Origin of the sequence: Kangiella geojedonensis (assembly GCF_000981765.1) — a bacterium.
In the GTDB taxonomy this organism is placed as follows: domain Bacteria; phylum Pseudomonadota; class Gammaproteobacteria; order Enterobacterales; family Kangiellaceae; genus Kangiella; species Kangiella geojedonensis.
This window is the reverse complement of record NZ_CP010975.1, coordinates 1,848,648-1,874,903: the sequence shown is the minus strand read 5'-3', so window position 1 is coordinate 1,874,903 and position 26,256 is coordinate 1,848,648. Positions and strand designations below refer to the sequence as shown.

17 protein-coding genes are annotated in these 26,256 nt (G+C 43.8%); 9 read left to right on the top strand and 8 right to left on the bottom strand.

The window, feature by feature from the left end:
• Nucleotides 1–3 precede the first annotated feature (3 nt).
• The gene (gene lpdA, locus TQ33_RS08440; RefSeq protein WP_046561665.1) at nucleotides 4–1,422 is read left to right on the top strand and encodes a dihydrolipoyl dehydrogenase; all 1,419 of its coding nucleotides are present in this window, start codon (nucleotides 4–6) and stop codon (nucleotides 1,420–1,422) included.
• A 253-nt stretch (nucleotides 1,423–1,675) separates the two neighbouring features.
• Entirely contained in the window at nucleotides 1,676–2,062 is a 387-nt protein-coding gene (locus TQ33_RS08435) for a hypothetical protein (RefSeq protein WP_046561664.1), read from the top strand.
• A gap of 67 nt (nucleotides 2,063–2,129) precedes the next feature.
• Here the strand turns inward: TQ33_RS08435 and TQ33_RS08430 are convergent, their stop codons facing one another.
• Nucleotides 2,130–3,083 carry a DMT family transporter gene (locus TQ33_RS08430; protein ID WP_046561663.1) on the bottom strand — a complete coding sequence of 318 codons (954 nt, stop codon included), beginning with the start codon at nucleotides 3,081–3,083 and terminating at the stop codon, nucleotides 2,130–2,132.
• A 222-nt stretch (nucleotides 3,084–3,305) separates the two neighbouring features.
• On the opposite strand from TQ33_RS08430, the gene TQ33_RS08425 reads away from it, so the two are divergent.
• The 3 genes from TQ33_RS08425 (at nucleotide 3,306) to metE (ending at nucleotide 9,207) form a co-directional block, all read left to right on the top strand.
• Complete coding sequence (locus tag TQ33_RS08425) at nucleotides 3,306–5,519, top strand: S9 family peptidase (protein ID WP_046562403.1); 2,214 nt, start codon at nucleotides 3,306–3,308, stop codon at nucleotides 5,517–5,519.
• A 134-nt stretch (nucleotides 5,520–5,653) separates the two neighbouring features.
• On the top strand, nucleotides 5,654–6,727 hold the full coding sequence (locus TQ33_RS08420; RefSeq protein WP_046561662.1) for a PQQ-dependent sugar dehydrogenase: 1,074 nt from the start codon (nucleotides 5,654–5,656) through the stop codon (nucleotides 6,725–6,727).
• Between the two features lie 185 nt (nucleotides 6,728–6,912).
• The gene (gene metE / locus TQ33_RS08415) at nucleotides 6,913–9,207 is read left to right on the top strand and encodes a 5-methyltetrahydropteroyltriglutamate--homocysteine S-methyltransferase (protein ID WP_046561661.1); all 2,295 of its coding nucleotides are present in this window, start codon (nucleotides 6,913–6,915) and stop codon (nucleotides 9,205–9,207) included.
• 74 nt (nucleotides 9,208–9,281) lie between these two features.
• On the opposite strand, the gene TQ33_RS08410 is transcribed toward metE, so the two are convergent.
• The 3 genes from TQ33_RS08410 to ttcA form a co-directional block, all read right to left on the bottom strand.
• Entirely contained in the window at nucleotides 9,282–11,384 is a 2,103-nt protein-coding gene (locus TQ33_RS08410; RefSeq protein ID WP_046561660.1) for a M13 family metallopeptidase, read from the bottom strand.
• A gap of 186 nt (nucleotides 11,385–11,570) precedes the next feature.
• A complete protein-coding gene (locus TQ33_RS08405) occupies nucleotides 11,571–12,035 on the bottom strand; it encodes an acyl-CoA thioesterase (RefSeq protein WP_228640103.1) in 465 nt (154 codons plus the stop codon).
• A 197-nt stretch (nucleotides 12,036–12,232) separates the two neighbouring features.
• On the bottom strand, nucleotides 12,233–13,147 hold the full coding sequence (ttcA, locus tag TQ33_RS08400; RefSeq protein ID WP_046561658.1) for a tRNA 2-thiocytidine(32) synthetase TtcA: 915 nt from the start codon (nucleotides 13,145–13,147) through the stop codon (nucleotides 12,233–12,235).
• A gap of 295 nt (nucleotides 13,148–13,442) precedes the next feature.
• Here ttcA and TQ33_RS08395 point away from each other — a divergent pair, with 295 nt between their 5' ends.
• The 3 genes from TQ33_RS08395 (at nucleotide 13,443) to TQ33_RS08385 (ending at nucleotide 17,191) form a co-directional block, all read left to right on the top strand.
• On the top strand, nucleotides 13,443–15,314 hold the full coding sequence (locus TQ33_RS08395) for a DUF11 domain-containing protein (RefSeq protein WP_084616963.1): 1,872 nt from the start codon (nucleotides 13,443–13,445) through the stop codon (nucleotides 15,312–15,314).
• A 9-nt stretch (nucleotides 15,315–15,323) separates the two neighbouring features.
• Nucleotides 15,324–15,731 (top strand): hypothetical protein, encoded by a 408-nt coding sequence (locus TQ33_RS08390; RefSeq protein WP_144405968.1) that lies wholly within the window; start codon nucleotides 15,324–15,326, stop codon nucleotides 15,729–15,731.
• Nucleotides 15,732–15,961: 230 nt separating this feature from the next.
• Nucleotides 15,962–17,191, top strand: coding sequence for a nucleoside recognition domain-containing protein (locus TQ33_RS08385; RefSeq protein ID WP_046561655.1), 1,230 nt, complete (start codon nucleotides 15,962–15,964; stop codon nucleotides 17,189–17,191).
• Here TQ33_RS08385 and TQ33_RS08380 read toward each other — a convergent pair.
• The 4 genes from TQ33_RS08380 to TQ33_RS08365 are packed head-to-tail and all read right to left on the bottom strand — an operon-like array spanning nucleotide 17,188 to nucleotide 20,465.
• Complete coding sequence (locus tag TQ33_RS08380) at nucleotides 17,188–18,420, bottom strand: sensor histidine kinase (protein ID WP_046561654.1); 1,233 nt, start codon at nucleotides 18,418–18,420, stop codon at nucleotides 17,188–17,190. The genes TQ33_RS08385 and TQ33_RS08380 overlap by 4 nt on opposite strands.
• A gap of 3 nt (nucleotides 18,421–18,423) precedes the next feature.
• Nucleotides 18,424–19,128 (bottom strand): response regulator transcription factor, encoded by a 705-nt coding sequence (locus TQ33_RS08375; protein WP_046561653.1) that lies wholly within the window; start codon nucleotides 19,126–19,128, stop codon nucleotides 18,424–18,426.
• On the bottom strand, nucleotides 19,125–19,559 hold the full coding sequence (locus TQ33_RS08370; protein WP_169745469.1) for a DUF3019 domain-containing protein: 435 nt from the start codon (nucleotides 19,557–19,559) through the stop codon (nucleotides 19,125–19,127). Before TQ33_RS08370 ends, TQ33_RS08375 begins: the two co-directional genes overlap by 4 nt.
• Nucleotides 19,560–19,574: 15 nt before the next feature.
• A complete protein-coding gene (locus TQ33_RS08365; protein WP_046561651.1) occupies nucleotides 19,575–20,465 on the bottom strand; it encodes a MipA/OmpV family protein in 891 nt (296 codons plus the stop codon).
• 243 nt (nucleotides 20,466–20,708) lie between these two features.
• Between TQ33_RS08365 and TQ33_RS12155 the strand changes: the two genes are divergently transcribed.
• Nucleotides 20,709–26,009 carry a S8 family serine peptidase gene (locus tag TQ33_RS12155; protein ID WP_046561650.1) on the top strand — a complete coding sequence of 1,767 codons (5,301 nt, stop codon included), beginning with the start codon at nucleotides 20,709–20,711 and terminating at the stop codon, nucleotides 26,007–26,009.
• Nucleotides 26,010–26,256: the final 247 nt, after the last annotated feature.

Genomic DNA, 26,256 nt, shown 5'->3' with positions numbered 1-26,256 from the left:
CTCATGAGTAATTTACACGCTCAAGTTGTTGTTTTAGGTAGCGGCCCTGGTGGCTATAACGCTGCATTCCGTGCTGCTGACTTAGGCATGGACGTCATTTTGATTGAGAAATACGCCACTCTGGGTGGTGTTTGTTTAAACGTGGGCTGTATCCCTTCAAAAGCATTGCTACACACAGCAAAAGTGATTGATGAAGCAGAAGAGATGTCTGCGCACGGTGTTAACTTTGGTAAACCTAAGCTTGATATCGATAAAATTCGTGATTACAAAGATGGCGTTATTAAGCAGTTAACTGGTGGCCTAGCTGGCATGGCAAAAGGCCGTAAAGTTAAAACAGTACAGGGTTATGGTAAATTTACTGGTGCCAACGAAATCGAAGTTGAGCATGATGGTAAAAAGCAAAAAGTAACCTTTGATAACGCTATTATTGCAGCTGGTTCTCGCGTGGTGGATTTACCATTCCTACCAGAAGACGACCGTATTGTTGATTCTACTGGTGCTCTTGAGCTTCGCGACATTCCAAAGCATATGCTAGTCATCGGCGGCGGTATTATCGGCTTAGAAATGGCGACAGTTTATCGTGCACTAGGCGCGAAAATTACTGTGGTTGAGATGGCTGATCAGCTTATCCCGGCAGCAGATAAAGATGTGGTTAAGGTATTAGAGAAGTTCATCAAAGGTAAGTACGAAAATATCTTGATGGAAACCAGCGTCACTAAGGTTGAAGCCAAGAAAGACGGTCTGTACGTGACTTTCGAAGGTAAAAACGCTCCTGAAAAGCCGCAAAAATTCGACATGATTTTATCAGCAGTAGGCCGCCGTCCTAACGGTGACTTGATTGATGCTGATAAAGCCGGCGTTGAAGTGACTGAGCGTGGCTTCATCAAAACTGATAAGCAGATGCGCACTAACGTACCGCACATTTATGCAATCGGTGATATTGTTGGCCAGCCGATGTTGGCACACAAAGCAACTGCTGAATCACACGTTGCGGCAGAAGTGATTGCTGGTAAGAAGCATTACTTTGATCCATTAACGATTCCTTCTGTAGCTTATACAGACCCAGAGGTTTCGTGGGTTGGTTTAACTGAGAAAGAAGCGAAAGAGCAAGGCATTGATTACGGCGTGGGTAAATTCCCATGGGCTGCATCAGGTCGTGCGATTGGCGTTGACCGCAAAGAAGGCTTCACTAAGTTGTTGTTTGATAAGAAAAACAACCGCGTAATTGGTGGTGCTATCGTTGGTGTTAACGCTGGTGAATTGATTGCAGAAGTTGGCTTAGCGATAGAGATGGGTTGTGACGCTGAAGATATCGGCTTAACGATTCATGCGCACCCAACATTGTCTGAGTCAGTTACATTTGCAGCAGAGGTTTACGAAGGTGTTTGTACTGACTTGCCTCCTCAACGCAAAAAGAAGTAAATAAGCAATCTTTTGTCGGATTAGCGTTGTTGTTGGCGTGCTCAAGTGCTCATGTATTTGATATACACTCCGCATTTCCGCGCGTCAACGCCTAGCTACTACGATAAAATCTAAGCTTATAATTAGGTTTGTAGGCTTATCCTCTATAAAGAGAGCCAAAAACTTAATTGAAATAAGTTTTGTTTAGTTATAAAGCCTCCTCTAATGGAGGCTTTTGTGTACTGGTAATAATAAACGATAAAGGGAAAATACGATGAGAATTATAGTTCTATCAATTTTATTGGCGATCTTTTTAAGTGCATGTAATACAAGCCGTCCACTAACAAATTTAAATAATCATAATATTGAGTATTTGGTTGATGAAGACGAGACACTTAATGATATTCGACTAAGTATACTTCGGGCTGGGCAAGTGCTCGGTTGGGAAACGGATACGGTTAAGCCAGGTCTGATTCGAGCTACATTGCACCTAAGAGCGCATACAGCAGTCGTCGATATTCCTTATTCGCTCACTGATTACAGTATTATTTACGTGGACAGTAACAACTTGGATTATGATGGCCAGAATATTCATCGTAGTTATCCGCGTTGGGTAAATAATTTAAAAGCAAAAATTGATGAATACATTGCCTCACGCTAAAACCAAAGCTGTTAATAAAAAGGCTTCCCGCGGGAAGCCTTTTTTGTGTCTGGACTAGCGTAATGGGTTAAGGTGATGGTGATTTTTTTATAATTTTAGATTTTTTCTTACCGGCTACAGCAGTAGTTGCTGAACCTAGTACCACCATAATAGAGCCAACAATACTCAAGGCATTCATAGGCTCATCCGGAAGGTAGTCAGGGAAGAAGTAAGCAACCACTTTCATCGACATGATCGTAACCAGTGGGGTTAACGCTAAAATAGCGCTGACTCGTGAGGCCTCCCAGTGGGCCAGCGCTTCAGCGAAAGCGCCATAAGCCACAATAGTGTTTAAGCAGCAAAAGGTGAGTAGCGCCCAACCAATAGCGTTTAACGACACGACCTGACTCGGCTCACTCCAAGGCACTAGGATAATGGTGCTGGTGATATAGATGATGAACATGATTTGGTTCGAGGTAAAGGTATTCAATAGCTGCTTTTGGGCCAAAGCATAAGCGGCCCAGGTAATTGCTGCCAACAACATCCAAAACAAACCAACGGTATAAGCGCCGTCTAAATTGCTTAGAATTTCCGCAAAGCGCATATTGAAGAATAGAACCAAACCGACTACAAAAGACGAAAAACCAAGCCACTGCCACTTGTTAAAGCTCTCTTTAAAAACAACCAAGCCGCCCAGCAGCATAAACATAGGTGCTGTCTGAATCATGACCTGCGCACTGCTCGGTGTGATTTTCTCAACCCCAAACAAATAGAACACATAGTTGGCACATAAGCCAAATATGGCGATAAGCATTAGAATGCCGATCAGACCTTTGAGGTCTCTAAAGTTGGGAATTCTTTTGCGCACTGCCATGTAAATGAAAACGAAAATAGCGGCAACGGCGAAGCGGTACCAAGTAACCGTTACAGCGTCCATTTGTAACAACACACCTTTTAAGGCGATAGGAAGTAATCCCCACAGGAAGACTGTGGTGAGCGATAAAGCAAGGCCCAATTGCCAGCGACCGGATACAGTATGCATAGTGACTCTCGAACTGACATAAAGTCCGCATTATGTAATAAATCACTAGCTGAGACTAGCCATTACCGGCACTTGTATTGAAATAATTCCGACTGAAACAGCGTTGATTGTTAGTGCGGTAAATTCTATGATGCCATATCTGAAAATTATGGGGAATATAAGGTTATGAGTTATGTTAAGTCCTTATTGGCATGTGCTGCCGTGGGTTTGGCTGGAGCTAGCATGATGAATAGTGTAAAGGCAGATGACCGCTCTGCAGACAAACTAACGGTCGAGCGTATTTATGCCGATCCGTCGTTAACGGGGCCAGCGCCACGCTCAGTTAAATTATCACCTGATGGTAAGCGTGTGACTTTCTTAAAAGGGAAGGAAGATGAGCAGGAGCGCTTGGACCTATGGGAATACAATTTAGCAGACCAGCAGTCTCGTATGCTGGTTGATTCAGCGGATTTGATGCCTGGTGAAGAAAACTTATCAGCTGAGGAGAAGGCTCGTCGTGAGCGCATGCGCTTGTTTGCTAAAGGTATTATTAGCTATTACTGGGGCGACGATGGCGAGACCCTATTATTCCCACTTGGCGGCGATATTTTTGTTTATGACCTAAACAAGTCGGGAAGCGATGCTACTAAGCAGCTGACAAAGACAGATGCCTATGAAACTGATGTCAAGTTGTCGCCTGATGGTAAAAGCGTGTCTTTTATTCGCGACCAAGACATTTTCATGATTGATATTGAAACTGGTGAAGAACGCCAGTTAACCATGGATGGCGAGGGCCCAATCAAGAATGGTATGGCTGAGTTCGTGGCGCAAGAAGAGATGGGACGTCTGACGGGTTACTGGTGGTCGCCGAACAGCAAAAAGATAGCTTATTTGAAGGTCGATGAAACACCGGTCAACATTGAAAAACGTTATGAAATTAATGCTGAAGACTTTGAAGTGTTTGAACAACGTTACCCAAGCACGGGTAACGATAATGTGTTAATCAAGCTTGGTGTGCTGGACTTGGAGAGCGGTAAAACGACTTGGGTTGACACTTCTCCACAAGAGATTGGTGGAGAAACCGACATCTATATCCCTCGCGTAAAATGGCTGCGTGACTCAAATCGTGTATCGTTTCAATGGCAAAGCCGTGACCAGCAAACCTTGAAGCTCATGTTTGCTGACGCCGAAACCGGTAAGTCGCATGAAGTTTTAACGGAAACATCTGATACTTGGATTAACCTGACTAAAGATCTCTATTTCTTAAAGCGCCACAATGCGTTTGTGTGGAGCTCTGAGCGCAGCGGCTACCGTCATTTGTATTTGTATGACTTAAAAGGAAACCTCATTAACCAATTAACCGAGGGCGATTGGGTTGTTGATAATTTGTATGGCGTAGATGAAGAAAAAGGTCTGGTCTATTTTGATGCCAACAAAGAAACTCCTTTAGAGCAACATCTTTACTCAGTTCCGATGAATGGCGAAGGTGAAATCAAGAAAATTACAGACCAAGCAGGTGTTCATAGCGTTAGTTTCTCAAAGAATATGTCGTTATTTGTAGACTACTTTTCATCGGTTGAGCAGCCGCCTCAAGTTAGTTTGAGGACAGCGGACGGTGAGCTAGTAACTTGGTTAGAAGAAAATAAACTGGATAGCGACCATCCCTACTTTAAGTATTATCAACAAGCGCCTAAGCCAGAGTTCGGAACCATTGAAGCAGAAGATGGGCAGCTCATGCATTACCGCTTGTACAAGCCAACGAACATGGAAGAGGGCAAGAAGTATCCTGTAGTGGTTGATGTTTATGGTGGGCCACATGCACAGCGTGTTACCAACACATGGGGCGCTCGTAACACCTACTGGCACCATATGATGGCTAACCGTGGCTTCGTGATTTTCTCGTTGGATAACCGTGGTTCATGGAATCGTGGCAAGAAGTTCGAAGATCCGATTTACCGTAAACTGGGTGATGTCGAAGTTGTTGATCAGGTTAAAGGTGTAGACTTCCTAAAAACTCTAGATTTTGTCGATCCAGAACGAATAGGCATGTTCGGTTGGTCTTATGGTGGTTACATGACCATTATGAGTATGTTTAAAGAGCCAGATGTTTTTAAAGTCGGTGTGTCAGTAGCGCCGGTGACGGACTGGTATTTATATGATACTCACTATACGGAACGTTACTTAGGCCACCCTGAGAATAATCAGGAAGGTTATGAGCAGAGTAATGTCTTCCCGTATCTTGATGGTTTAAAAGGCGATTTGATGATTATTCATGGTATGGCCGATGATAATGTGTTGTTTACCAACAGTACCAAGTTGTTTAAAGCTTTGCAGGATGCCAATAAATCATTCGACATGATGAATTACCCGGGCAGTAAGCACTCCATCTGGGGACAGAAAACACGGACTCATGTATTTAATACGATTACGGACTACTTTGAGCAACACTTGAAGTAAGTCGATTAGAGTTCAAAGCGACCTTCGGGTCGCTTTTTTTATGTCTGCGGTGTTGTCACTTTATGGATGAGAATTTGCTATTTATGCTTCACACGTTTTATTCTGTATTAAATGTTGTTTAGTGGAGATTATTGATGAAATATTTTGCTGCGCTAGGTTTATTGCTTGCAAGCAATATGCAGGCTGCTGTGGTCCCTGAAAATTTTAACATCGAACTATTTGCGCCTGAGGTAGAAGGCGCGAGACAGATGGCGTTATCAGATTCAGGAGTGGTTTATGTTGGAACGCGAAAGGCGGGTAAAGTTTATGCCGTTGAAGATACAGACGGTGACTTTAAAGCCGATAAGGTTTACACCATCATCGAAGATTTATTTATGCCCAGTGGAATAGCTTTTAAAGATGGTGACTTGTACGTGGCGGAAGTCGATAAAATTCTAAGATTCAAAGATATCGATAAGCATTACAAAGACCCACAAGAGCCGGAAGTGGTGTATGACAACTTGCCTGACGATAGTCATCATGGCTGGAAATACATTAAGTTTGGCCCAGACGGTAAGTTGTATATTCCAATTGGTGTGCCATGCAACGTTTGTGATGATGAAGGCTATGGTTTAATTATCCGTATTGATGTTGATGCTGAAGAGATTGAGCGTGAAGTCGTGGCGACGGGTGTTCGTAACAGCGTGGGATTTGATTGGCATCCTGAAACCAAAGAGTTGTGGTTTACGGATAACGGCCGCGACTGGTTAGGCGACGATGAACCTGCTTGTGAATTGAATCGTGTCACTGAACTTGGTGGGTTTTTTGGATTTCCGTATGTACATGGAGAGGATTTCATGGACCCTGCATTTGGCGACAAGCTTGGAGATCGTGAGTTCACAAAACCGGCATGGGAGTTTCAGGCGCATGTAGCGCCACTGGGTATGCTCTATTACACGGGAGATATGTTCCCGGAAGAATACAAAAACACCATGTTGGTGACTCAGCATGGCTCTTGGAATCGCAGCACCAAGGTTGGGTATAAGGTCGTCCACTTAACATTGGATGGGCAAAAGGTTGAATCGCAAAGCGACTTCGTGACGGGGTGGTTAATCGATGGTGAAGTCAAAGGCCGCCCGAATGATGTTATCCAAATGCCAGACGGCTCAATTCTGATTTCTGATGATGGTTTTGGCAAGATCTACCGAGTGACTTACTCGGCTGAATAATGGTGAATGTGAGCTGGTCAATTGTTTACCAAGTGCTAGTCCAATTAGTTTACAAATAAGGTTGCTTTTATACGATAAATAATGATAATAGCCATTTAGACGTCTAAACATCTTTTGATGTTGTGTTGGATTTTGAAAGAGCCTACGGGCTCTTTCTCTTTGAGAATTAAGCTGAGGATGCATAAATGGCACAGTCACACTTGTTAGGATTACCGCGTATTGGTGCGAAGCGCGAACTGAAATTTGCACTGGAAAAGTACTGGAGAGAGGAGACTTCGCAAGAAGAGTTGCAGCAGGTAGCTCACTCTATACGTCAACAAAACTGGTCTACAGCTTTAGATAAAGGCATCGATTGGTTAACCGTTGGCGACTTTTCGTTTTATGACCAGGTCTTGGATACTTCAATTCTACTGGGGGTCACTCCAGAACGTTTCGAAAACGGAAAGGCTGATAACCTTCTTGATAATTACTTCCGCATTGCGAGAGGCTCTGCGCCGCAAGGATCTCAGGTTCAGCCCAGCGAAATGACCAAGTGGTTCAACACCAATTATCACTACATTGTCCCTGAATTTAATCAAGAGCAGCAGTTTTCACTAAACTTGGATTTATTACAGCCACAGATTGATCAAGCTAAAGATCTGTCGAGCAAAGTTAAAGTGCAGTTAATTGGTCCTGTCACCTACTTGTGGCTGGGTAAATCACGAGATCAAACTGATTTTAATAAATTAGGTTTGTTGCCACAGCTTGTGAAAACCTATCAGCAACTGTTAAACCACTTAGAGCAGCAGGGCATTGAGTGGGTGCAAATTGAAGAGCCGATATTAGCCTTAGACCTAGACGACAGCTGGGTGAATGCGGTGACGCAAGCTTACACCGAGCTTGGCGCTGATGCTGGCGTTAAACTATTATTAACGACCTACTTTGGTCATATCACTGATAAGCTTGACCGAATCGCAGAGTTACCTTTAGATGGGTTGCATCTGGACCTGGTGAGTGGTGGCAATGAACAGTTAGCGGAAGTAGCTCAAAATTGGCCTAAGTCTAAAGTGTTATCAGTCGGAATTGTGAATGGTCGTAACATCTGGCGTAATGACTTAAAAAGCAGCTTAGATGCCCTGAAGCAAAGCAAAGAGCGCTATGGTGATAATCTCTGGGTGTCTAGCAGTTGTTCCTTGCTTCACAGCCCAGTGGATCTTAATAGTGAGCAACAACTGGATGACGAGTTACAATCTTGGTTAGCTTTTGCGGAGCAAAAAGTACAGGAAGTTGCAGACTTAAGCAAGGCCTTAAACCACGGAAGTGAAGCTATAAAAGAGTCTCTACAAGCAAGTGACGTTGCAGTTGCATCAAAGAAATCATCGTCCCGTGTCCACAACTCTAATGTACAGCAGCGTGTTGCGGCAATCAGCGAATTAGAGCGTCAGCGCAAATCTGAATTTGCACAGCGTAAGAATGCTCAGCGTGAACACTTCCGGTTCCCACTGTTAGCGACCACGACCATCGGTTCGTTCCCACAGACAGATAGCATTCGCCAAGCTCGTCGAGCTTTTAAGTCAAAAGAAATTGATGAGCAGCAATACACCCAAGCTATTCAGCAAGAAATTCAACAAGCGATCCATGAGCAAGAAGCTATCGGTTTAGATGTTTTGGTGCATGGTGAAGCTGAGCGAAACGACATGGTGGAGTACTTTGGTGAGCAGCTTAATGGATTCGCCTTTACGCAGTTCGGATGGGTGCAAAGTTATGGTAGCCGTTGTGTCAAACCACCGATTATTTATGGCGATGTGTCGCGGAAACAAGCGATAACCGTTGAGTGGTCTAAGTATGCGCAGTCTTTGTCTGAGAAAAAGGTGAAGGGCATGCTAACGGGGCCGACGACGATTCTAGCTTGGTCGTTTGAGCGCGAGGATTTATCGGCGCCTCAAATCGCCGATCAGATTGCGTTGGCGCTGCGAGATGAGGTGTTGGATTTAGAGAAAAACGGTATCGATGTGATCCAAATCGATGAGCCAGCATTTCGAGAGTTATTGCCTTTGCGTAAAAGCGAACAGCCACAATACCTTGAGTGGTCGGTCAATGCCTTCCGTTTATCAACGGCGGGTGTCGCTGACACCACGCAAATTCATACACACATGTGCTATTCTGAGTTTAATGAAATCATTGACTCAATTGCACGTTTGGATGCAGACGTAATTACCATTGAATCGTCGCGCTCCGACATGGAGTTACTGCAAACTTTTAATGATTTCCAGTACCCGAATGAAATAGGACCTGGGGTTTACGACATTCATTCACCACGTATTCCTACGAAAGACGAAGTGAGTGAATTAATTCAGCAAGCAGCTAAACACATTCCTGTTGACCAGTTATGGGTCAATCCTGACTGTGGTTTGAAAACGCGTAACTGGGATCAGGTTCGGCCAGCGCTTAAAAACTTGGTGGATGCAGCCACTGAAGCGCGTCAGCAATTAACCGCCTAGCAATCAAGTCGGTCTAATACAAAAAAGCCAGAGCAATTGCTCTGGCTTTTTTAATTGTGTTGAAAGCTGGTTTATTACCAGATTTTAACGCGTTTTTCTGGTGCTAAGTACATCTCATCCGTTGGTTCTACGTTAAACGCTTCATAGAACTCAGGCATGTTACGTACGGTACCATTAGCACGGAATTCGCTTGGCGAATGAGGGTCCGTGTCGATACGCTTACGAAGCTCTTCGTCACGGTATTTACGGCGCCATACTTGAGCCCAGCCATAGAAAACTCGTTGATCGCCAGTCATGCCGTCGATTACAGGAGCTTCTTTACCATCTTTAGAGATTTGGTAGGCTTTATAGGCAATGGTTAAACCGCCCAAGTCACCGATGTTTTCACCTTGAGTGAATTCACCGTTGATATGAACACCATCAAGAACTGTGAAGTTGTTGTACTGTGCAACCAATGTATCAGTACGCTTCTCGAATTCTTTAAGGTCGTCTTCCGTCCACCAATTACGCAACTTACCGTCGCCATCGTATTGTGCACCTGAATCATCAAAGCCGTGCCCCATCTCGTGACCGATAACTGCACCGATACCACCGTAGTTCACAGCGTCATCAGCTTCCATATTAAAGAATGGAGGCTGCAGGATAGCCGCTGGGAAAACGATTTCGTTCATTACAGGGTTGTAATAAGCATTAACCGTTTGTGGCGTCATAAACCATTCTGTGCGATCAATTGGTTGACCCAGCTTTTCGCGGTTTTTCTTCACTTGCATCAACGCGGCGCGAGTCATGTTGCCATAAAGGTCATCATCTTTAATCACTAAGTCTGAATAGTCTTTCCACTTATCAGGATAACCGATTTTTGGTGTGAACTTGCTGAGCTTATCAAGAGCTTGTTTCTTAGTATCTTCGCCCATCCACTCAAGTTCTTTGATACCTTGAGCGTAAGCGCGACGTAGGTTTTCGACCAACTCAACCATGCGCTCTTTAGCTTCTGGCTTGAAGTGTTTTTTCACATAAATCTTACCAACAACTTCGCCTAGTGTGCCGTTAATGACGTTAACACCTCGTTTCCAACGCGGCTCTTGTTCTTCAACACCGCTCAGTACACCTTGATAGAAACGGAAGTTTTCTTGTTCGATTGCTGCGTTAAGGAAGTTTGCGCTGTTAGTAATCGCATGCCATTTAAAGTAAGTTTTCCAATCTTCAAGTGGCACTTCCTTAAACATATCGTTTAGCGCAGCAAAATAATCTGGCTGACCGATAATGACGTTTTCAATGTCGCCTAACATAGAGTTGTTATGCCAACGATCCCAGTCTAGGTTCGATAAGGTGTTTTGCAAATCTACAAAGCTCATTTTGTTATAACGAGCGACAGGATTACGTAACTTTTCTTTTGGCCAATGTTTCTGGGCGATTGAGGTTTCCAAGCCCATGACTGTTGCAGCTTTATCTTCGCCACCTTCAACACCTGCCAGTTCAAACATCTTAGCAATGTGCTCAACGTATTGGTCGCGAACTTTTTGACTCTTTTCATCTTCTTTTAGGTAAGAGTCACGGCTAGGAAGGCCTAAACCACTTTGATTCATCTGCGTGATGTAAGTGTCAGGCTGTTTGGCATCGACATAGACGTAAGTGCTAAATGGTGATGTTGATACCATTTGTGCGTACGCAAGGTACTCTGATAAGTCTGATAGATCCTTAATCGCATCAATACGATCAAGCTCAGGCTGTAACGGTGATGTACCTAATTCCTCAAGCTTATCAGTGTTCATGTAGCTTTCGAATAAGTCACCAACTTGTTGCTCTTCTGTACCATCTTCAGCCTTAGTCTGAGCCGCTTCTTCGATGATAGCGCGAACATCTTTTTTTGCTTGTTCTGCTAACTTAGTAAAAGAACCGTAGTTTGATTTGTCCGCAGGGATTTCAAACTCTTTAAGCCACTTGCCGTTAACGTGGCGGAAGAGATCATCTTGAGGACGGACGGATTTATCAATGAACTTTGTTTCAATCCCCGAAATGACTTTCTTTTCAGACATTTGTTTATCTGACGCTTCAACCTTAGCTTGCTCACTGGTTTGTGCTTTTGCGGTTTCAGTCGCTTGCTCTTTCTGAGGGTTCTCAGAGTTACAAGCGGCTAAAACTGCTAAGCACACTGAGCTTATAATCAGTTTTTTCATAGTGACACCCGTTTTGTTTTTGAAATAAGAATTTGTGCTAGCCCAACATACTACCAGAATTAAAAGGGAGTGGAAGTGACGGGAATAGACTAATCGTTACAGAATATGTCTAAAAGTAAGAGTCAATTAAGGGGAGGACAGGGCGCGTCTATGCACGCCCTTTGAATGCTATTGAGGAGAAGTCAGTTACCCTAAATCTGGTTGTAGGGTAAGAATCTTATCCAGCATCTCGCCTTCAACGGCGACTTTCTGATTCGAACGATAGTCAATCATCACAATTTTACAGTGGCCCAAGGTGGCGACTGTATTTTGCTTTTCACTGAATGCCTGGTACTCCATGACAAAACCAAACTCATTGATTTCACTGATTTTTGTGCCGACGTGTAAAGTATCAGGATAAGTGACTGGGCGACGGTAACGACAATAGATATCACCCAAAATTGGGCCAACCGGAGAGGTTTTAATATTTGCTTCCATCCCCATCGCTTCCATATAGGCGATACGGGCGCTTTCAAAATAGCGAATATAACTGACATTGTTAACGTGTTGGAAGGCGTCCATTTCTCCCCATGCAACGCGGATAGGCAGGATCACTGGGAAGTCTTGTTTAAATTGCTCAAGTGTTTCTGCGGGATTTGCTTTCATCATCATTGTTTAAGATGTTAGTTAACTCATCCGACCATCTTAGCAAGGATTGAATCTGAGGCGAATAGTTTTCTTCTATGGCGTGTTTGCTGAGCGTTTTATAGAAGGGAAGTGCTTTTAGAAGGTGGGGCCTTGCTTTTACAGATAGCTGACGCCTATGGATAGGGGCGATCTCAGAAGAGCGCTCTCCTGAGATCATGATATTACCCAATATTGACGAACTGGATACTGTTTGTATCAGAACCTTCTTCTTCATGTTCCTCTTCTTGTCGTGGCGTAAAGTCCGGTGTGTCGAATAAGGTATCGCCACCAGCTTTGTGACTCAGTACGTCTTGGGTGAGTCCTTGGAAGTCATACAGTTCAGTATCTGCCAGATGTGATGGTGCGACATTGCTCATGGCTTTAAAGATTGTTTCAATACGACCAGGGTACTTACGATCCCAGTCTTGAAGCATCATTTTGATGTTCTGGCGCTGCAAGTTTTCTTGTGAGCCGCATAAATTACATGGAATGATCGGGTACTGTCTGGCTTGTGCAAACTTCGCAATGTCTTTTTCTTTACAGTAAGCTAGCGGGCGTATCACGATATGCTTACCGTCATCACTTTTTAGCTTTGGTGGCATAGACTTCATTGAGCCACCAAAAAACATGTTGAGGAATAAGGTCTCGATCATGTCATCGCGATGGTGACCTAGAGCGATCTTGGTAATACCGTTACGCTCTGCCCAGCCATAAATGACGCCTCGGCGTAAGCGTGAGCAAAGCCCGCAAGTGGTTTTGCCTTCTGGAATAACACGTTTTACGACGCTGTATGTATCTTCTTCAATAATCTCAAAGGGAATATCGAGCGTAGCCAGGTAGTTTGGAAGAACCTCTTCAGGGAATCCCGGTTGCTTCTGATCAAGGTTGACGGCGATTAAATCAAAGTTGACTGGGGCACTTTTTTGTAAGTTCATCAAGATATCGAGCAATGTGTACGAATCTTTACCGCCAGATAGGCAGACCATGATCTTATCGCCTTCTTCAATCATCGAGAAATCCATGATCGCTTTACCGACGTTTCGACGAAGACGTTTTTGCAGTTTGTTAAATTCTAAAGTCTTGCGTTTATCTTGCATGAGTGTTGCCAGAACATAGGGGCTAAATAGTGGGCGCGAATTATAGCGAAAACAAAACTAACTGTATATTTATTCACCATATTTTCACGTCTTAATATATAAAATGTTTACAATATTTGTATTGTATTGCTAAAAAATATCCTTAGAATATCTATTGTAAAGTGTTTTTTAGATTAAAAATATTAATGCAAATATGCATCTTTTAAGGCAAATACGCATTGAAGATAGATGTTTAGAAATTGATTTCACTAAAATGTGATTAGTATACGTAATGTTATAATTTGCCGGAGGGGTAATGGTCGTAAGCAAGGCGGTATATAAAGGGTTTATACTTCTTATGTTGTTGTTGACCTGCGTAAGGGTAGAGTCGGCTACAGTTGAATTTCAGGTCAATTGGCCAGAGTGGTCACAAGAAAACCGAATTGAGTTCTACAACACCGCTGTCGACGTAGCTGATCGTGATGGTGATGGCAACACCACGGAGATAATTAACAGCAATTTAGTGACTACGCGTTACGGTGGTGAAAATGCTATTTGTGTGCCGGGTTTTTGTACCTTGCCTGCAGTGGCTAACACGTCTTTTTCACAGAACTATACCTTTAATAATGTCCCTTCTGGTAACTACCGAATCGTCATGTACGATGATTTCGGTGATGGCTGGAACGGAGGTGGCACCCTAACGGTGTTAGTAAATGGTACTAATATCGGCACTGTCACAACGACAACCTCAGTAACCTCTACCAATGTTTTTACCATTAGCGACACGCCTACGGGTACTACGGCACAAACCTGCTCTGATGCAAACTTGACTAATGCATGGTCAAATTTAGGCGCCTCACCACAGGCAACTGCAGGCGCTATACCTGTCAGCATTAGTACCACCGATACAGGCCCTGCTGGTTGGGTTTTTAGCTCAGACACCATGAATACGATCAACGCTTGGAGCTCAGCTGCGGTTCAAGGCCGTACTTCACTAGGTGTGCTGTTCGAATGGGACCCAACACCAGGAGCGAATGGTTTCGAACCAGTTTACCAAGCGACCAATTCAGATGGCGTGGTTAATGACAATGACCCCGGTGGTGAAGGCACTATGGATATCAGCTTTGGTGGACGAACGGTAAATAATGCCATCGTTCATATCGATCGGGTTGGTGGTATTGGAGCCGGTGTTACAAATTCATCGCGATGGGGTATTAACACCGCTGGAGTAACTCTTGGCAGGCTAGCCGGGGTTGGTCATTTTGCGACTTATACGAATAATACGTTCCAGCGTGACATGCTGGTGGTATCAGCAAATACTGAGTCATCCACTAATACGGCCACCGGAACCGCTGCTGGGTCAGTGGTTTATCAAGGTGAATACTCCACCTTGAGTTTAGGTCTAGACGGTATTGGTTTAGAAGGAGCGGGCGGTGACGGTATGGAAATGGTGGTTTGTGTCCCACAAGCAGACCTTTCGCTAACAAAAACTGTTGATAATAGTAATCCGAATGTTGGTGAAAATGTCACCTATACTTTGACGGTTACTAATAATGGTCCTGATGCCACAAACGATATCCAAGTTCGCGACTTACTTCCTGCTGAACTGGACTTTGTATCGGCAACCGAAAGCCAAGGAAGTTTTGCTTCAGGATCGGGTATTTGGACTGTGGGTACTCTTGCCAATGGCGCCTCTGCGACATTAGATATTGTGGTTAGCCCGAATACAGCAGGTGTTATTACCAATGAAGCTGAAATTATAAATGCGGATCGTATCGACCCTGATTCAGAGTTCAGAAGTGGTTTAGCAACTGACGATCTTGCCGATGGTATTGCGGATGATGATGAGGCGTCGGTTGATATTAATGCTGGGGTAGTTGATGTTTCAGTCACCAAATCATCCAGCAATGACTTTATCCCTGGTGGAACGGACACTTATACGATTATTGTAAGCAATGCAGGCCCTAGCGATGCGATTGGTTTGTTGGTTAGTGATAACCTGCCATCGGGTGTAACTTTGAGCGGTAGCTGGTCTTGTACGCCGTCTGCGGCTGGTTCGAGTTGTAATAGCGCTAGTGGAGGTGCTGCTGGCGGAACCAGTGTCAGCGTTACCGTTAATGTGGCTGCAGGAGAGCAAGTAACTATTACCGTTCCTGTCGAATACAGTGCTGATCCAACCGATTACTAGATGGAGAGAATGATGGTAAAAATCATAAGTGCTTTCATAGCGTTGACACTAGGAGCCAGCCTTCAAAGCGCCCAGTTACGAACTGTTGAGCTAGAAAAACAGCCGACAAAGTTAGTTCTAATTAATAGCTCAAGTTTAGAGACTGCTGGTAAAGGTCTCAAGATAAAGAGCCAAATACAAAAAGAACTTGGTGTTAAGCTCAAGCTAGATAATACCTTGAGTAGCAAAAAAGCAAAGCGTTACGTTGCTGATAGAGCAATAACGCCACAAGAACAAACTCGTTTAGAGAAATTGTTTAACGCCGGCGATAAGAAAGCTGTGATATTCGTAGTCAGTGGCCCAGTTGGTCAGAATAAATTAGATACTTCTGTGCAGGACAAGAAAAGAAATAATAGGAATAGTAAGTCCTTAAGGTAGTCCGGTCATAGTAAGATTTGTATTGTTTTAGAAAGTTTCAGAGTTGAGCTCCTAGTAAGACGATAAACGAGCTTCATGCTGAAGTTTCCAAGTAGAGTCGTAAATAATTAGACAGTAATGGTTTGAGCATAAAGGCACTTTATCAGGTGCCTTTTTTATTTTAGAACAAGAATTTACACCCGAGTGGATTTTGGTTAAGTTTAGAGCAGGGATTATAAACATAACCGTATATGCTCAATATCATTTGGCTCTTCTTCTTCGTCATCGCTTTCGCCTTATCATTATTTGATTGGTTGTTTGCAGGTAATCAGGCAGCATTTCCTGACCTTGTAAAATCATTATTTGATATGGCGAAACTTAGTGTCACTATTTCAATAGGCCTAATTGGAGTCTTAGCGTTTTGGTTAGGTTTATTAAAAATTGCTGAGCAGAGTGGCTTGGTTAATAAGCTGGCTAGACTGTTAGCACCATTGTTTAGAAAGCTGATGCCAGAAGTTCCAGATGGCCATCCTGCTCTAGGAAGTATCAGCATGAATATGGCTGCTAACATGCTGGGGTTGGACAATGCTGCGACCCCGATGGGTATACGTGCCATGGAGCAATTGCAGGAGCTAAATCCGGTTAAACAAACGGCGTCTAATGCTCAGATTTTATTCTTAGTGCTCAACACGTCGGCAGTGACGGTTATTCCAATTACCGTCATGCTTTATCGTGCCCAGATGGGGGCGGCGGATCCCGCGGCTATATTTTTACCGATACTGTTAGCAACCAGCGCCTCGACATTTGTGGGTTTGTTGGCAGTATCTCTTGTACAGAAGCTATCGATTTTCAATCGTGTCATTGGCTTATATTTCTTAATTTTTGCATCCTTGATTGGAGGGCTGGTTTGGGCATTACTGTCGCTGCCCGCAGATCAAATGTCGGCTATGAGCTCTGCTTTAGGGAACTTTCTTCTGATGTCTGCGATTGTGTTGATTCTTCTGCATGGATGGAGGCACAAAATACCGGTATACGAAGAGTTTGTTGAAGGCGCAAAAGATGGCTTTAAAGTAGCTGTGACGATTATTCCTTACTTGGTAGCAATGCTGACTGCTATCGGCGCTTTGAGAGCATCAGGCGCCTTAGATGCCTTTGCATCAGGACTTAGTTGGCTGCTTGGCTCTTTAGGGTTTGACACAAGATTTGTGGAAGCTATCCCAACAGCGCTGATGAAACCGTTTAGTGGTAGCGGCGCTAGAGCCATGATGTTGGAAACGATGGAAGCTCAGGGCGTAGACTCTCTTGCTGGTTATATGGTTGCGACCATTCAAGGTAGTACAGAAACCACATTTTACGTCTTAACCGTGTATTTTGGCGCAGTAGGGATTAAGCGCATACGTCATGCTTTATCGTGTGGCTTATTAGCAGACTTGGCAGGTATAACCGCGGCAATTTTGTTGAGTTACTGGTTTTTTGCTTAGGGTTGATTTGGCCAACGGAGTTGCATTTTAGCGCCCCTTAATTGATTTGACTGTGAAATAATAAACTCACCTTCATGCCAGATAGCAACTTTGCGCACAATGTAGAGACCTAAGCCAAACCCCTTATGGTTTTGCTCTTTAATGTTTTCACGGCTAAAGGGTTGCATTAATGCTTCGCCTTTATCGCCGACGCCGGGCCCGTCATCTTCAACGGATAACACACACACATTGTCATGTAATTTAAATTCAAGACTTATGGCTTCTTTCGAAAACCGAAGTGCGTTAGTCAGTAAGTTCTGAATGGCTATAGACAGCGATTGTTTATCAAAGTAAACCTTGACGTCATCACTGTGACAATGAATTGTTATGTTCTGCTCATAAATTGAAAACTTTTCGTGAATATCCTGCAAAAAATCTTTCATGGAATATAGTGCACGATGTATGTTGTCAGTTTCATTTTCTACTTTCGCAAAAGAAAGATAATCATTAACCAGCGATTCAATTTCTGCGATATCATTTTGCATACGTTGTTTTTGCGATGATTTTATATTGGCAGAAATGATTTCAAGCATAAACTTCATCCGCGCTAGAGGCGTTCTAATTTCATGAGATATGGTGCGAGAGAGGTCTTTATTCATCTGAATAAAATTGAGAATTTTATTCGACATGCCGTAAAACGAGTTTGCCAAGGGGTAAATGTTGGATGATTCTTTAATCGATCTTTTCATCGGTTGTGGCTTACGCCCAAACTCTGCTGCATCTTGTTGGAGCCTTTGAAGATCTCTGAAAATAGGGCGCATCAATAGCAACAATAAACACGCCAAGCTACTGTAGAACAAAGGAATAATATAAGGCGCTATATTCGACTCTTCTGTAATATTTTTGAAGGGACCGAACTGTGTTAAAGCATTAGAGTCAGGGTTTCTCTTGTAGTAATAAGTGTCACCTATATCGTTGGTTATGGCGATAACCTGGCCTTCATCAAGCATTGCCTGAACGTCCTCTGGTAAGGCTAGAGCATTAACATCAATAGTATGAAATAAAGGCAGGTCGGGACTGGTGCTAGAGTCACTGTTGGTAGCATTGTACCCTTGGAAAAAAAAGTCGATATCAACCTGATAGTTTTTTTCGGGCTCTTGTACAGCATGGTATATCTGATTGAAGGACCATACTAATAGCGCAGCAGCTAAAACAATCAGCGCGTAAAAACGGAAAAATTGAAACTTCATGGGTCAAGTAGCCGACTTAGTGTAAGTGAATAAGTAGCCTTTACCCCATACGGTTCTAATAATCAGCCCTGGAATAGCAAAGCTTTCTAGTTTGCTCCTTAATCTACTGGTTCTAGCATCAACAGTTCGATCCAAGCCATTATATTCGCGGCCAATAATGGCTAGAAATAAAAATTCACGAGACAGGAGTTTTCCCTGATTTTGTGCGAATATCCAAAGCAACTCAAAGTCTTGGCTGGTCAGATCCAATAGCTGGTTATCGAGCGTAACGGTTTTGTTTTTCTTGTCCAACACCAGATCTGAGATGACAATTTTATCTTGAGAAACATGAGCTTGAGCTTTACGGAGGTTAGCCCGAATTCTGGCTAACAATACGTTGGGCTCGACAGGCTTGACGATATAATCAATGGCGCCTAACTCCAGTCCTTTGATTTGGTCTTCATCATCGCTCAGCGCCGTTAAGAAAATAATCGGGCAGAGAAACTTTTCTTCCAATATATTGCTCAAGTTAAAACCATCAATATCCGGAAGCATGACATCACACAGTATTAAGTCATAGCTGTTTTCTTCAGGTAGGGTGTGAACATCCAGCCCTTTAGCAATATGAGTAATCTGATAGCCCTGTGAATCTAAGTATTCCTGAATCAATCCAGCTAAAGGAAGATCATCTTCGATGAGCAGTATATTGCAATCAATAATCTCGTTCATAAAATACCTATGCCGTAGTGACGTTTCGGGCGTTTTTTCACTGGTTGGAATAGGTTGAGTGAAAAGGTGCTACTTGCCAAGATAGTGTTAGTGTCACTATCACGAGCTAGCAGGTTTATGCTGGAATTAACCTTCACGCTGACTTCTAAGGTGACTTCTTTAACTTTTCCATCGCACCAAAGTGGCTCTACGTCTCTAGAGTTATAGATGCAGATGTCACGTCGCTGTTTGCTGGTGAATAAGATGGTCAGCTTTTGCTGACATATCTCTCCTACTTCTTTAATTACGCAGATAGATGGCGTTATAACAAGATTAGCATCTTTAGTGGTATTTTCTTCAGGTTGAATCTTCCACGGATTGTCTTGGTGGGCATAAGCAGCACACATTCCTAATAGAATGTAGAGTGTTATAAGGTGTGATGTTATCCCCATTTTTTTCATAGGCAGCTAAAACGTATATTTCATCCCTAAGAAATAAGTATCTGTATGGTCGGTATCTATTATATTACTGTCCCTAATTTGTTCGGACAATAGGGTACGCTTGAATAGAAGTTGCCAAGCCCAGTTGTTATTTAAAGCATACTCTGAACTCATAAACAGAGAGTAATTAGTTCCTGATGAATTAGGCTGGTACCTGAAGAAATCATTAACACTTTCTCCAATCGTTGTGCCGTAGTAATAGTTCAGTAATTTTTTGCTTTTATGATTTGCGCTGGCGCTCAGGTTGAGTGACCAGTTTTCCGCCAACGTAAAGTTTCTAGAGACCGTAAAGTCGACTTCATAGCCATTGTGAACATCAGTGACATCATGGTAATAGCCTGCGCGAAGGTTGAAGCCAGATAACTGATAGTTTGCTGCTAGTCCCCCTAAATAAGACATATCACGTTCGACTTCAGAGGGGGGCGGTAGTCTTGGGTTTCGAAGAGGCGGTTGAATTCCTAGCGCTGAGAAAACACCAAAGTCTTCAAGTTTGACATAAATACCATCTTCGTTAAGGCGACCAACCAAGTCTAAGTAAAGCCTTTCATCCTCGTAAAGGCTATAGCCCATAGTGGTGTTTTCGAGGAAAAATCGTTCACCGTAATAACTAATGCTAGGGAGCAGGTAGAGTTCATAGTCATCAACATTATTGATGATGCTCTCAACTTTGCCATAGCCCATACTGATGGACAGGTTCCACTCGCCAACTTCTTGCTCAGCAGTTTTCATGTCATCCGATTGTGTCGTTTCAGTAACGGATGGATTCTTATCAATAGCTTCTATGGATATCTCAGCGGGTTCTGCAAAAGAGACCCAAGTAGAGAGTAGTAGCGTTAATGTGAGGGATAAATGCTTCATTAATGGTTCCCCGTCTTGGGGCGGAACTTACCTAATTTTATAGTGGATTTAGTCTAGCAACGGCTTTGATGCATGTCCAACCAGTAAAGGCTTTTCGTACAAATTCGTACAAAGTTGCCGGAAGCGATTGATTGCTGGTTGCGCGTACAAATTCGTACAAATGATCACTCCTGAATAAGTTTATCTATGTGATATACCTTTGCTCGCTTAAAAAAAGTAATCAATATCTATAGGAGTCTAATCGTGAAAATTTTGACGATCGCTTCGGTGGTTGCAACTGCTCTTTATTCAGCAGGTATCGCAGCGACTGCAAGTGGGATGGGGAACACCTATCAAATTAAGCCTATTAATATCAGCCCAGAGGCAGTAAAAGCTAGGGTTGAAAGCAGTAGCCAAAAAGCTCAGCCGAATCACCTTCTGGAAGGTATGGGTGCCAATATAAAGCTGTCACCGGCAGTTAAGTTTAAACCAGAAGATAACATTTCTGGCCGACACAATTATATTATTCAGTTAAAAGATGCTCCCGCAGCTATGTACACTGGCGATGCCAATGGACAAGGCGCGACTAAGCAGCTTTTCACTAATCAAAAAATGGGGCCGAGAGCTTCAAGTTTGAAGTCTAATCCGGCGGTGACGTCGTACACAAACACATTAAAAAGCAAACAAAGCGCCTTTGTGAGCAAAGCTAGCGCTGCTGGTGTCAGCTTAAATGTTAAGCAGCAACACCAAATTGCGATTAATGCTGTTGTGGCTGAAATGACTCAAGAAGAAGCAAAGCGCTTATCAAAGTTGAGCGATGTTGCTTATATTTCTCGTGATGTTAATCATGAACTTTTGATGGATGTTGCTCCTGAGCGAACCAACACTCCTGCTGTGTGGGCTGACAATAGTTTTGCCGCACACCCTGATGGTCTTAAGGGTGAAGGTATGTTGATTGGTGTGATCGATACGGGAATCAGCTCACAGCACCCATCGTTTGCGGCAACAGGTGATGATGGTTATACGGTTCAAAACCCACTGGGTTCTGGTAACTTCCTTCATGACTGTAGTATCGAAGCGTTTGCCAACCTTTGTAACGATAAGTTGATTGGCGTTTGGTCAACACCAAACATTACTCAAGCATTCACGGATCCTGAGTTTGATCAGTCACGCCCAGAAAATGGTGAAGATTACCAAGGACACGGTTCACATACAGCAAGTATTGCTGCGGGTAACGTATTATATGATGTGCCGTATAAACTCCCAGCATTCACGCAAACGCATGAAGGGATTGAGACCGGATATACGATTCCTCAAATGTCGGGTATTGCACCTCATGCAAACATTATCTCTTATCAAGTATGTTTCCCAGGTAATAGTGGTGATAAGTGGGTTGGTTGTCCTGCCAGTGGTACGCTACAAGCCATTGAGCAGGCAATTTTAGATGGCGTTGATGTTATTAACTACTCAATTTCTGGTGGTTATGATGCGCACAATGACCCTGTTGAACAAGCCTTTCTTGCTGCTCACGAAGCAGGCATAAACGTTGCAGCTTCAGCGGGTAATGCTGGTGCATACCAATCGGTTAACCATGTTTCTCCTTGGTTGTTATCAGTTGCATCGAGCCAGCATGGACGTTCTTTTACGGTACAAACTAGACAGCAATTAGAGAATTTAAGCTATAACGGCAGCTCGATACCAAGCAGTTCACAAACCGATATTAATGGCGTATTAGCTGAATCGGTTACGGGTCCTATGGTTTTAGCTTCAAACTATGGCGATGGTTTGTGCTCTAATCCATTTGCGGCTGGCACTTTCCCTGCTGACGCGATTGTATTTTGTGAGCGTGGCGTAACGCCATTATTGGATAAGTCAGCGAACGTTGCTGCTGGTGGTGCGGCGGCGGCTGTGATTTATAACACAGCGGACACATCACAAGACTTTTACGTGAATCTTCCATACAGCATTCCTACGGTGCAAATGGATCGATACGATGGTCCAGCGATGGTTAATTGGCTAAGTGATGCTGATGGACATCAGGGTACGATTCCTGCAACTAAAACGACTTCAACTACTTCAGAGACGTATGTCGATGCAATGTCGTCTTTCAGCTCAAAAGGTCACGCCTTTTTAGAAGAGTATCGTGAAGTACCTGCGCCATCAATTACAGCTCCAGGTTCTAACATTTACTCAGCTTACTCAGAAGATCAGCCATTTACACAGTACGCTTCTCCAACTGAGTTTAACGCAATCAGTGGTACTTCGATGTCGAGCCCACATATTGCGGGTGCATTGGCGCTAATCAAGCAAGCACGTCCAGAGTGGACACCTTCAGAAGTGATGTCTGCGCTGCAGCTAACTGCAAACGACAATGTAGGTGACAGATTCGGTCGTCCTGACATGACAAACCCATGGTTCTACGGTTCAGGTATTGCTCAAGTGGATAAAGCGATTCACTCAGGCTTGATCATGAATGTGCCAGTAGAACACTACACGACTGCAAACCCACACCAGGGCGGTAATATTGGTGCATTGAATACGCCAAATATGATTGACTCTGCTTGCTACCAGTCATGCAGCTGGGTTCGTGAAGTAACGGCAACTGTTGATGGCACTTGGACTGTAACCTCTGAAACTGATGAGTACAGTGTAAAGCTTGAAGCATCTCCAAGCACCTTCAGCCTGAAAGCAGGTGAAACTCAACGCATTATCGTTACCGGCTCTTGGGTCAACTCTCAAAACTCTTACTCGTCACCTCGTGGCTTTTCGGTTTTCGGTAAAGTTAACCTAGTCCATGAAAACCCGTCTGTGCCAGCAGCGGCGATGAATGTTGAGTTCGAACTCGATAGTGGAACACTACCAGAAGCTGTTGAATACAACGTTTTCTCAGAAAAAAGCAGCCACAACATCAATAACTTAGCCTTTGGTCATGCTCCAGCGCTAACGGCGACAGCCTATGAGCCAGTATTGGCAAATATTGAAGAGGTTGAGTTGGTTGAGCGCGATAACGGTCAAGGCAGTAACTTATTTGAATCTGACGACACTATTGATACAGTTCACGTGACTTGGGTAACGGTTCCAGAAAACGCTAAGCGTTTTGTGGCGGAAGTTATTGAAAGTGGCGCGGCGATTAACCCTAATGAGTATACCGACCCTCAGGGTAATGCTGGTATCTATTTGGGTATCGACGCTAATGAAGATGGCGTGATTGATTATGATAACGAAGTCATTTGTAAATCTGTTGTTAGCTCTTCAGATTTAATGGACTGGTGTAATATTCCAAATCCGGAAGCTGGCGATTATTGGGTCGTTTGGCAAGAGCATAACTACAACAGTGGTGCTCGCTATGGTCACGAGAACGCAATCTTCAAACATAAGGTAGCGACAGCTGTTGTCATGGATAATGTGGCGAACAACTTAACCGTTGACGCGCCAGTTAGCACTGAAGACGGTTCCTTCTATGATGTAACGCTTCGCCTTGATGACTCAAGCTTTGCTGAGAATCAGAAATATTATTCAGCGGTAGAGTTCGGTACTGATCCAAATAATCCTAGTAATATTGGTTTAGTCGCAACTAACTTCGTGCGTAAACAAAACGGCATCAATATGGAAGCCAGCCAGTCAGGTGCGGTCGTTGGAGATGTGATTGACGTTAAAGTTTCTGTTAACCCTAACATGAGCGGTGCAGATCGTAACTTTAATCTAAGCTCTGAGATTCCTGAAGGGCTAGAATTAGTGCCTGGTAGTGTGCACATGGCTGATAACCGTTTTATGTCGGCAGAAGTGACGCAAGAAGGCAATAGCTTCACGGTTTCAGGAACACAACCGGATAGCCGTGATCGTCAGCGTGAGTATTTAATTACAAACTCATTGACTGATGCTAGCTGTCGTACGCCTGTTGGTGATGGCGGTTATGTGAACCTGTATGACTACGGTATTACGCCACTTGAAAATGCTCCTGAAAGTAACCGTGATTCTGCACTACAAGTCACGTTAAACGAAATCTATCAGGATGATCGTTCGGCGTCGGGTGAGAGCTATGCGCTATATAACTACTACGATAGTAGTATATTCAATACCAACAGCCTCTACATCTGGGCTAACGGTATGGTTGACCTGCATGGCGCCGCTCCAGGCTTCTTCGGTGCTTACGCAAATATGGCGTTTAATGAAAACTACAAGGCTCCATCGTTCGCCAATATGGGTGTATTCTGGTATGGCGTGGCAGGTTTTGCCTCTGCTGGACTTGAGTTCGGCGCGCCGTATATTGATACGGGTGTTGAAGCAGAAGCTTCTGGTATCAGCTTTGTGCAATTGGTCGATGAGAAAAACCAAGGTACACACGTCTTAATTGAGTGGGATAACCTACAGCACTTGCAGGGTGAAAACTGTGGTTTCCGTGGCTGTGAAGGTTATGGACCAAATCCAAATTCAACCACATCAGTCGATGCTCAGCTGATTCTAGCGCGTGATTACAGTTCAGCGACTGGCGATTTTGAGATGGTCTATGCTTATGACAATATGACCTTCGGTAATTACACCGGTAATGGTTCGCCTTTCCAGCAAAACTCTACAGTTGAAAACCTAGCTACAGCGGGCGTTCACGGTGGTGCAAGCCCATGGGCGGGCAAACCGATTGATGGTTATATCAATCAAAGTGTTATCCCTGACTACGATGGTCTAGGTCAGCTGCATAACTTCTTACGTGATGACATGACGATTTGTTTTGATTATGACGGACCTGAAGTGACTGCGTTTGAAGTGGCATTCCAAGTGAAAGTGTCACCACAAGCGATTGGCCAAGAGTTTGATGTTAATGCAAGCTTGGAGCTAGATGGCGTAGGTACTAAGCTATTAACCGCTTCATTGAAGGCACCATCAAACATCACGCTGTTCAGTATCAACGATCAGCAAATGATGGAAGAAGGGACGATTGAAGACATCCAAGTGGCTTACATGGATAACAACAACGTCTCTAACACTATCAGCGTAACCGGTGAAGGTATTACCGCTGAAGTACACGGCCATGACAATGGCTCGACTTTCGACATCACGGCAAACGAAAACTTTAGTGGTACTACTGAAGTGACCGTCACCGTGACAGACGACAATCAACCAACCGACCAGGCAAGCACAAGCTTCCTAGTAACAGTTGGCCCGGTAGATGACTTACCAGTGGTTGTGTTGGCGTCGGATGAGATGTCGATTACCGAAGGTGACGCTCTGACGCTAGACGCTTCAGCGAGTTATGATCCTGATGGTGAACAGTTAACGTTCCAGTGGAGTGGCGAAGGCTCTATTGAAGACCCTGCAAGCGCTTCAACAAGGGTAACGGGTTTAACCGAAGGCTCTTACACCTTTACTGTTATTGTTAGCGACGGTAACTCGGAAGTAGAAAAAGAGGTCGAGGTTGAAGTCGAAGCTCAGGCAACTTCTGGTGGTGGATCAGGTGGTGATGGCTCAGACGGTGGCTCTGGTGACAACGGTGGTTCAGGTGGTGGTAGCGCCAACTGGTTACTGCTAGTGTTGCTAGGCCTATTCGCGAGACAGCGCTTCACTAAATAAAGAAATCAGTTAGTCATAAAACTGAAAAGCCCAGACCCTTGGTCTGGGCTTTTTTTTATTTCAGATTTTAAAGACTACATTGGTTATTTAATAGGTAGTACCAGTTCTCATTTTAAAGAACTTGAACCGTAACCGGTAAGTGACTACTTACCTGTGAAAAAAAAACAAAAATGACTTGATTTTCGTGATGAATACATTTGGTTACATGACATTATTTTTGATAGAAATCCACAACTGCCACATAAGC

Coding starts and splice junctions, on each gene's coding strand:
- lpdA (WP_046561665.1), top strand. CDS start 4: ATGAGTAATTTACACGCTCAAGTTGTTGTTTTAGGTAGCGGCCCTGGT.
- TQ33_RS08435 (WP_046561664.1), top strand. CDS start 1,676: ATGAGAATTATAGTTCTATCAATTTTATTGGCGATCTTTTTAAGTGCA.
- TQ33_RS08430 (WP_046561663.1), bottom strand. CDS start 3,083: ATGCATACTGTATCCGGTCGCTGGCAATTGGGCCTTGCTTTATCGCTC.
- TQ33_RS08425 (WP_046562403.1), top strand. CDS start 3,306: ATGATGAATAGTGTAAAGGCAGATGACCGCTCTGCAGACAAACTAACG.
- TQ33_RS08420 (WP_046561662.1), top strand. CDS start 5,654: ATGAAATATTTTGCTGCGCTAGGTTTATTGCTTGCAAGCAATATGCAG.
- metE (WP_046561661.1), top strand. CDS start 6,913: ATGGCACAGTCACACTTGTTAGGATTACCGCGTATTGGTGCGAAGCGC.
- TQ33_RS08410 (WP_046561660.1), bottom strand. CDS start 11,384: ATGAAAAAACTGATTATAAGCTCAGTGTGCTTAGCAGTTTTAGCCGCT.
- TQ33_RS08405 (WP_228640103.1), bottom strand. CDS start 12,035: ATGATGATGAAAGCAAATCCCGCAGAAACACTTGAGCAATTTAAACAA.
- ttcA (WP_046561658.1), bottom strand. CDS start 13,147: ATGCAAGATAAACGCAAGACTTTAGAATTTAACAAACTGCAAAAACGT.
- TQ33_RS08395 (WP_084616963.1), top strand. CDS start 13,443: ATGGTCGTAAGCAAGGCGGTATATAAAGGGTTTATACTTCTTATGTTG.
- TQ33_RS08390 (WP_144405968.1), top strand. CDS start 15,324: ATGATGGTAAAAATCATAAGTGCTTTCATAGCGTTGACACTAGGAGCC.
- TQ33_RS08385 (WP_046561655.1), top strand. CDS start 15,962: ATGCTCAATATCATTTGGCTCTTCTTCTTCGTCATCGCTTTCGCCTTA.
- TQ33_RS08380 (WP_046561654.1), bottom strand. CDS start 18,420: ATGAAGTTTCAATTTTTCCGTTTTTACGCGCTGATTGTTTTAGCTGCT.
- TQ33_RS08375 (WP_046561653.1), bottom strand. CDS start 19,128: ATGAACGAGATTATTGATTGCAATATACTGCTCATCGAAGATGATCTT.
- TQ33_RS08370 (WP_169745469.1), bottom strand. CDS start 19,559: ATGGGGATAACATCACACCTTATAACACTCTACATTCTATTAGGAATG.
- TQ33_RS08365 (WP_046561651.1), bottom strand. CDS start 20,465: ATGAAGCATTTATCCCTCACATTAACGCTACTACTCTCTACTTGGGTC.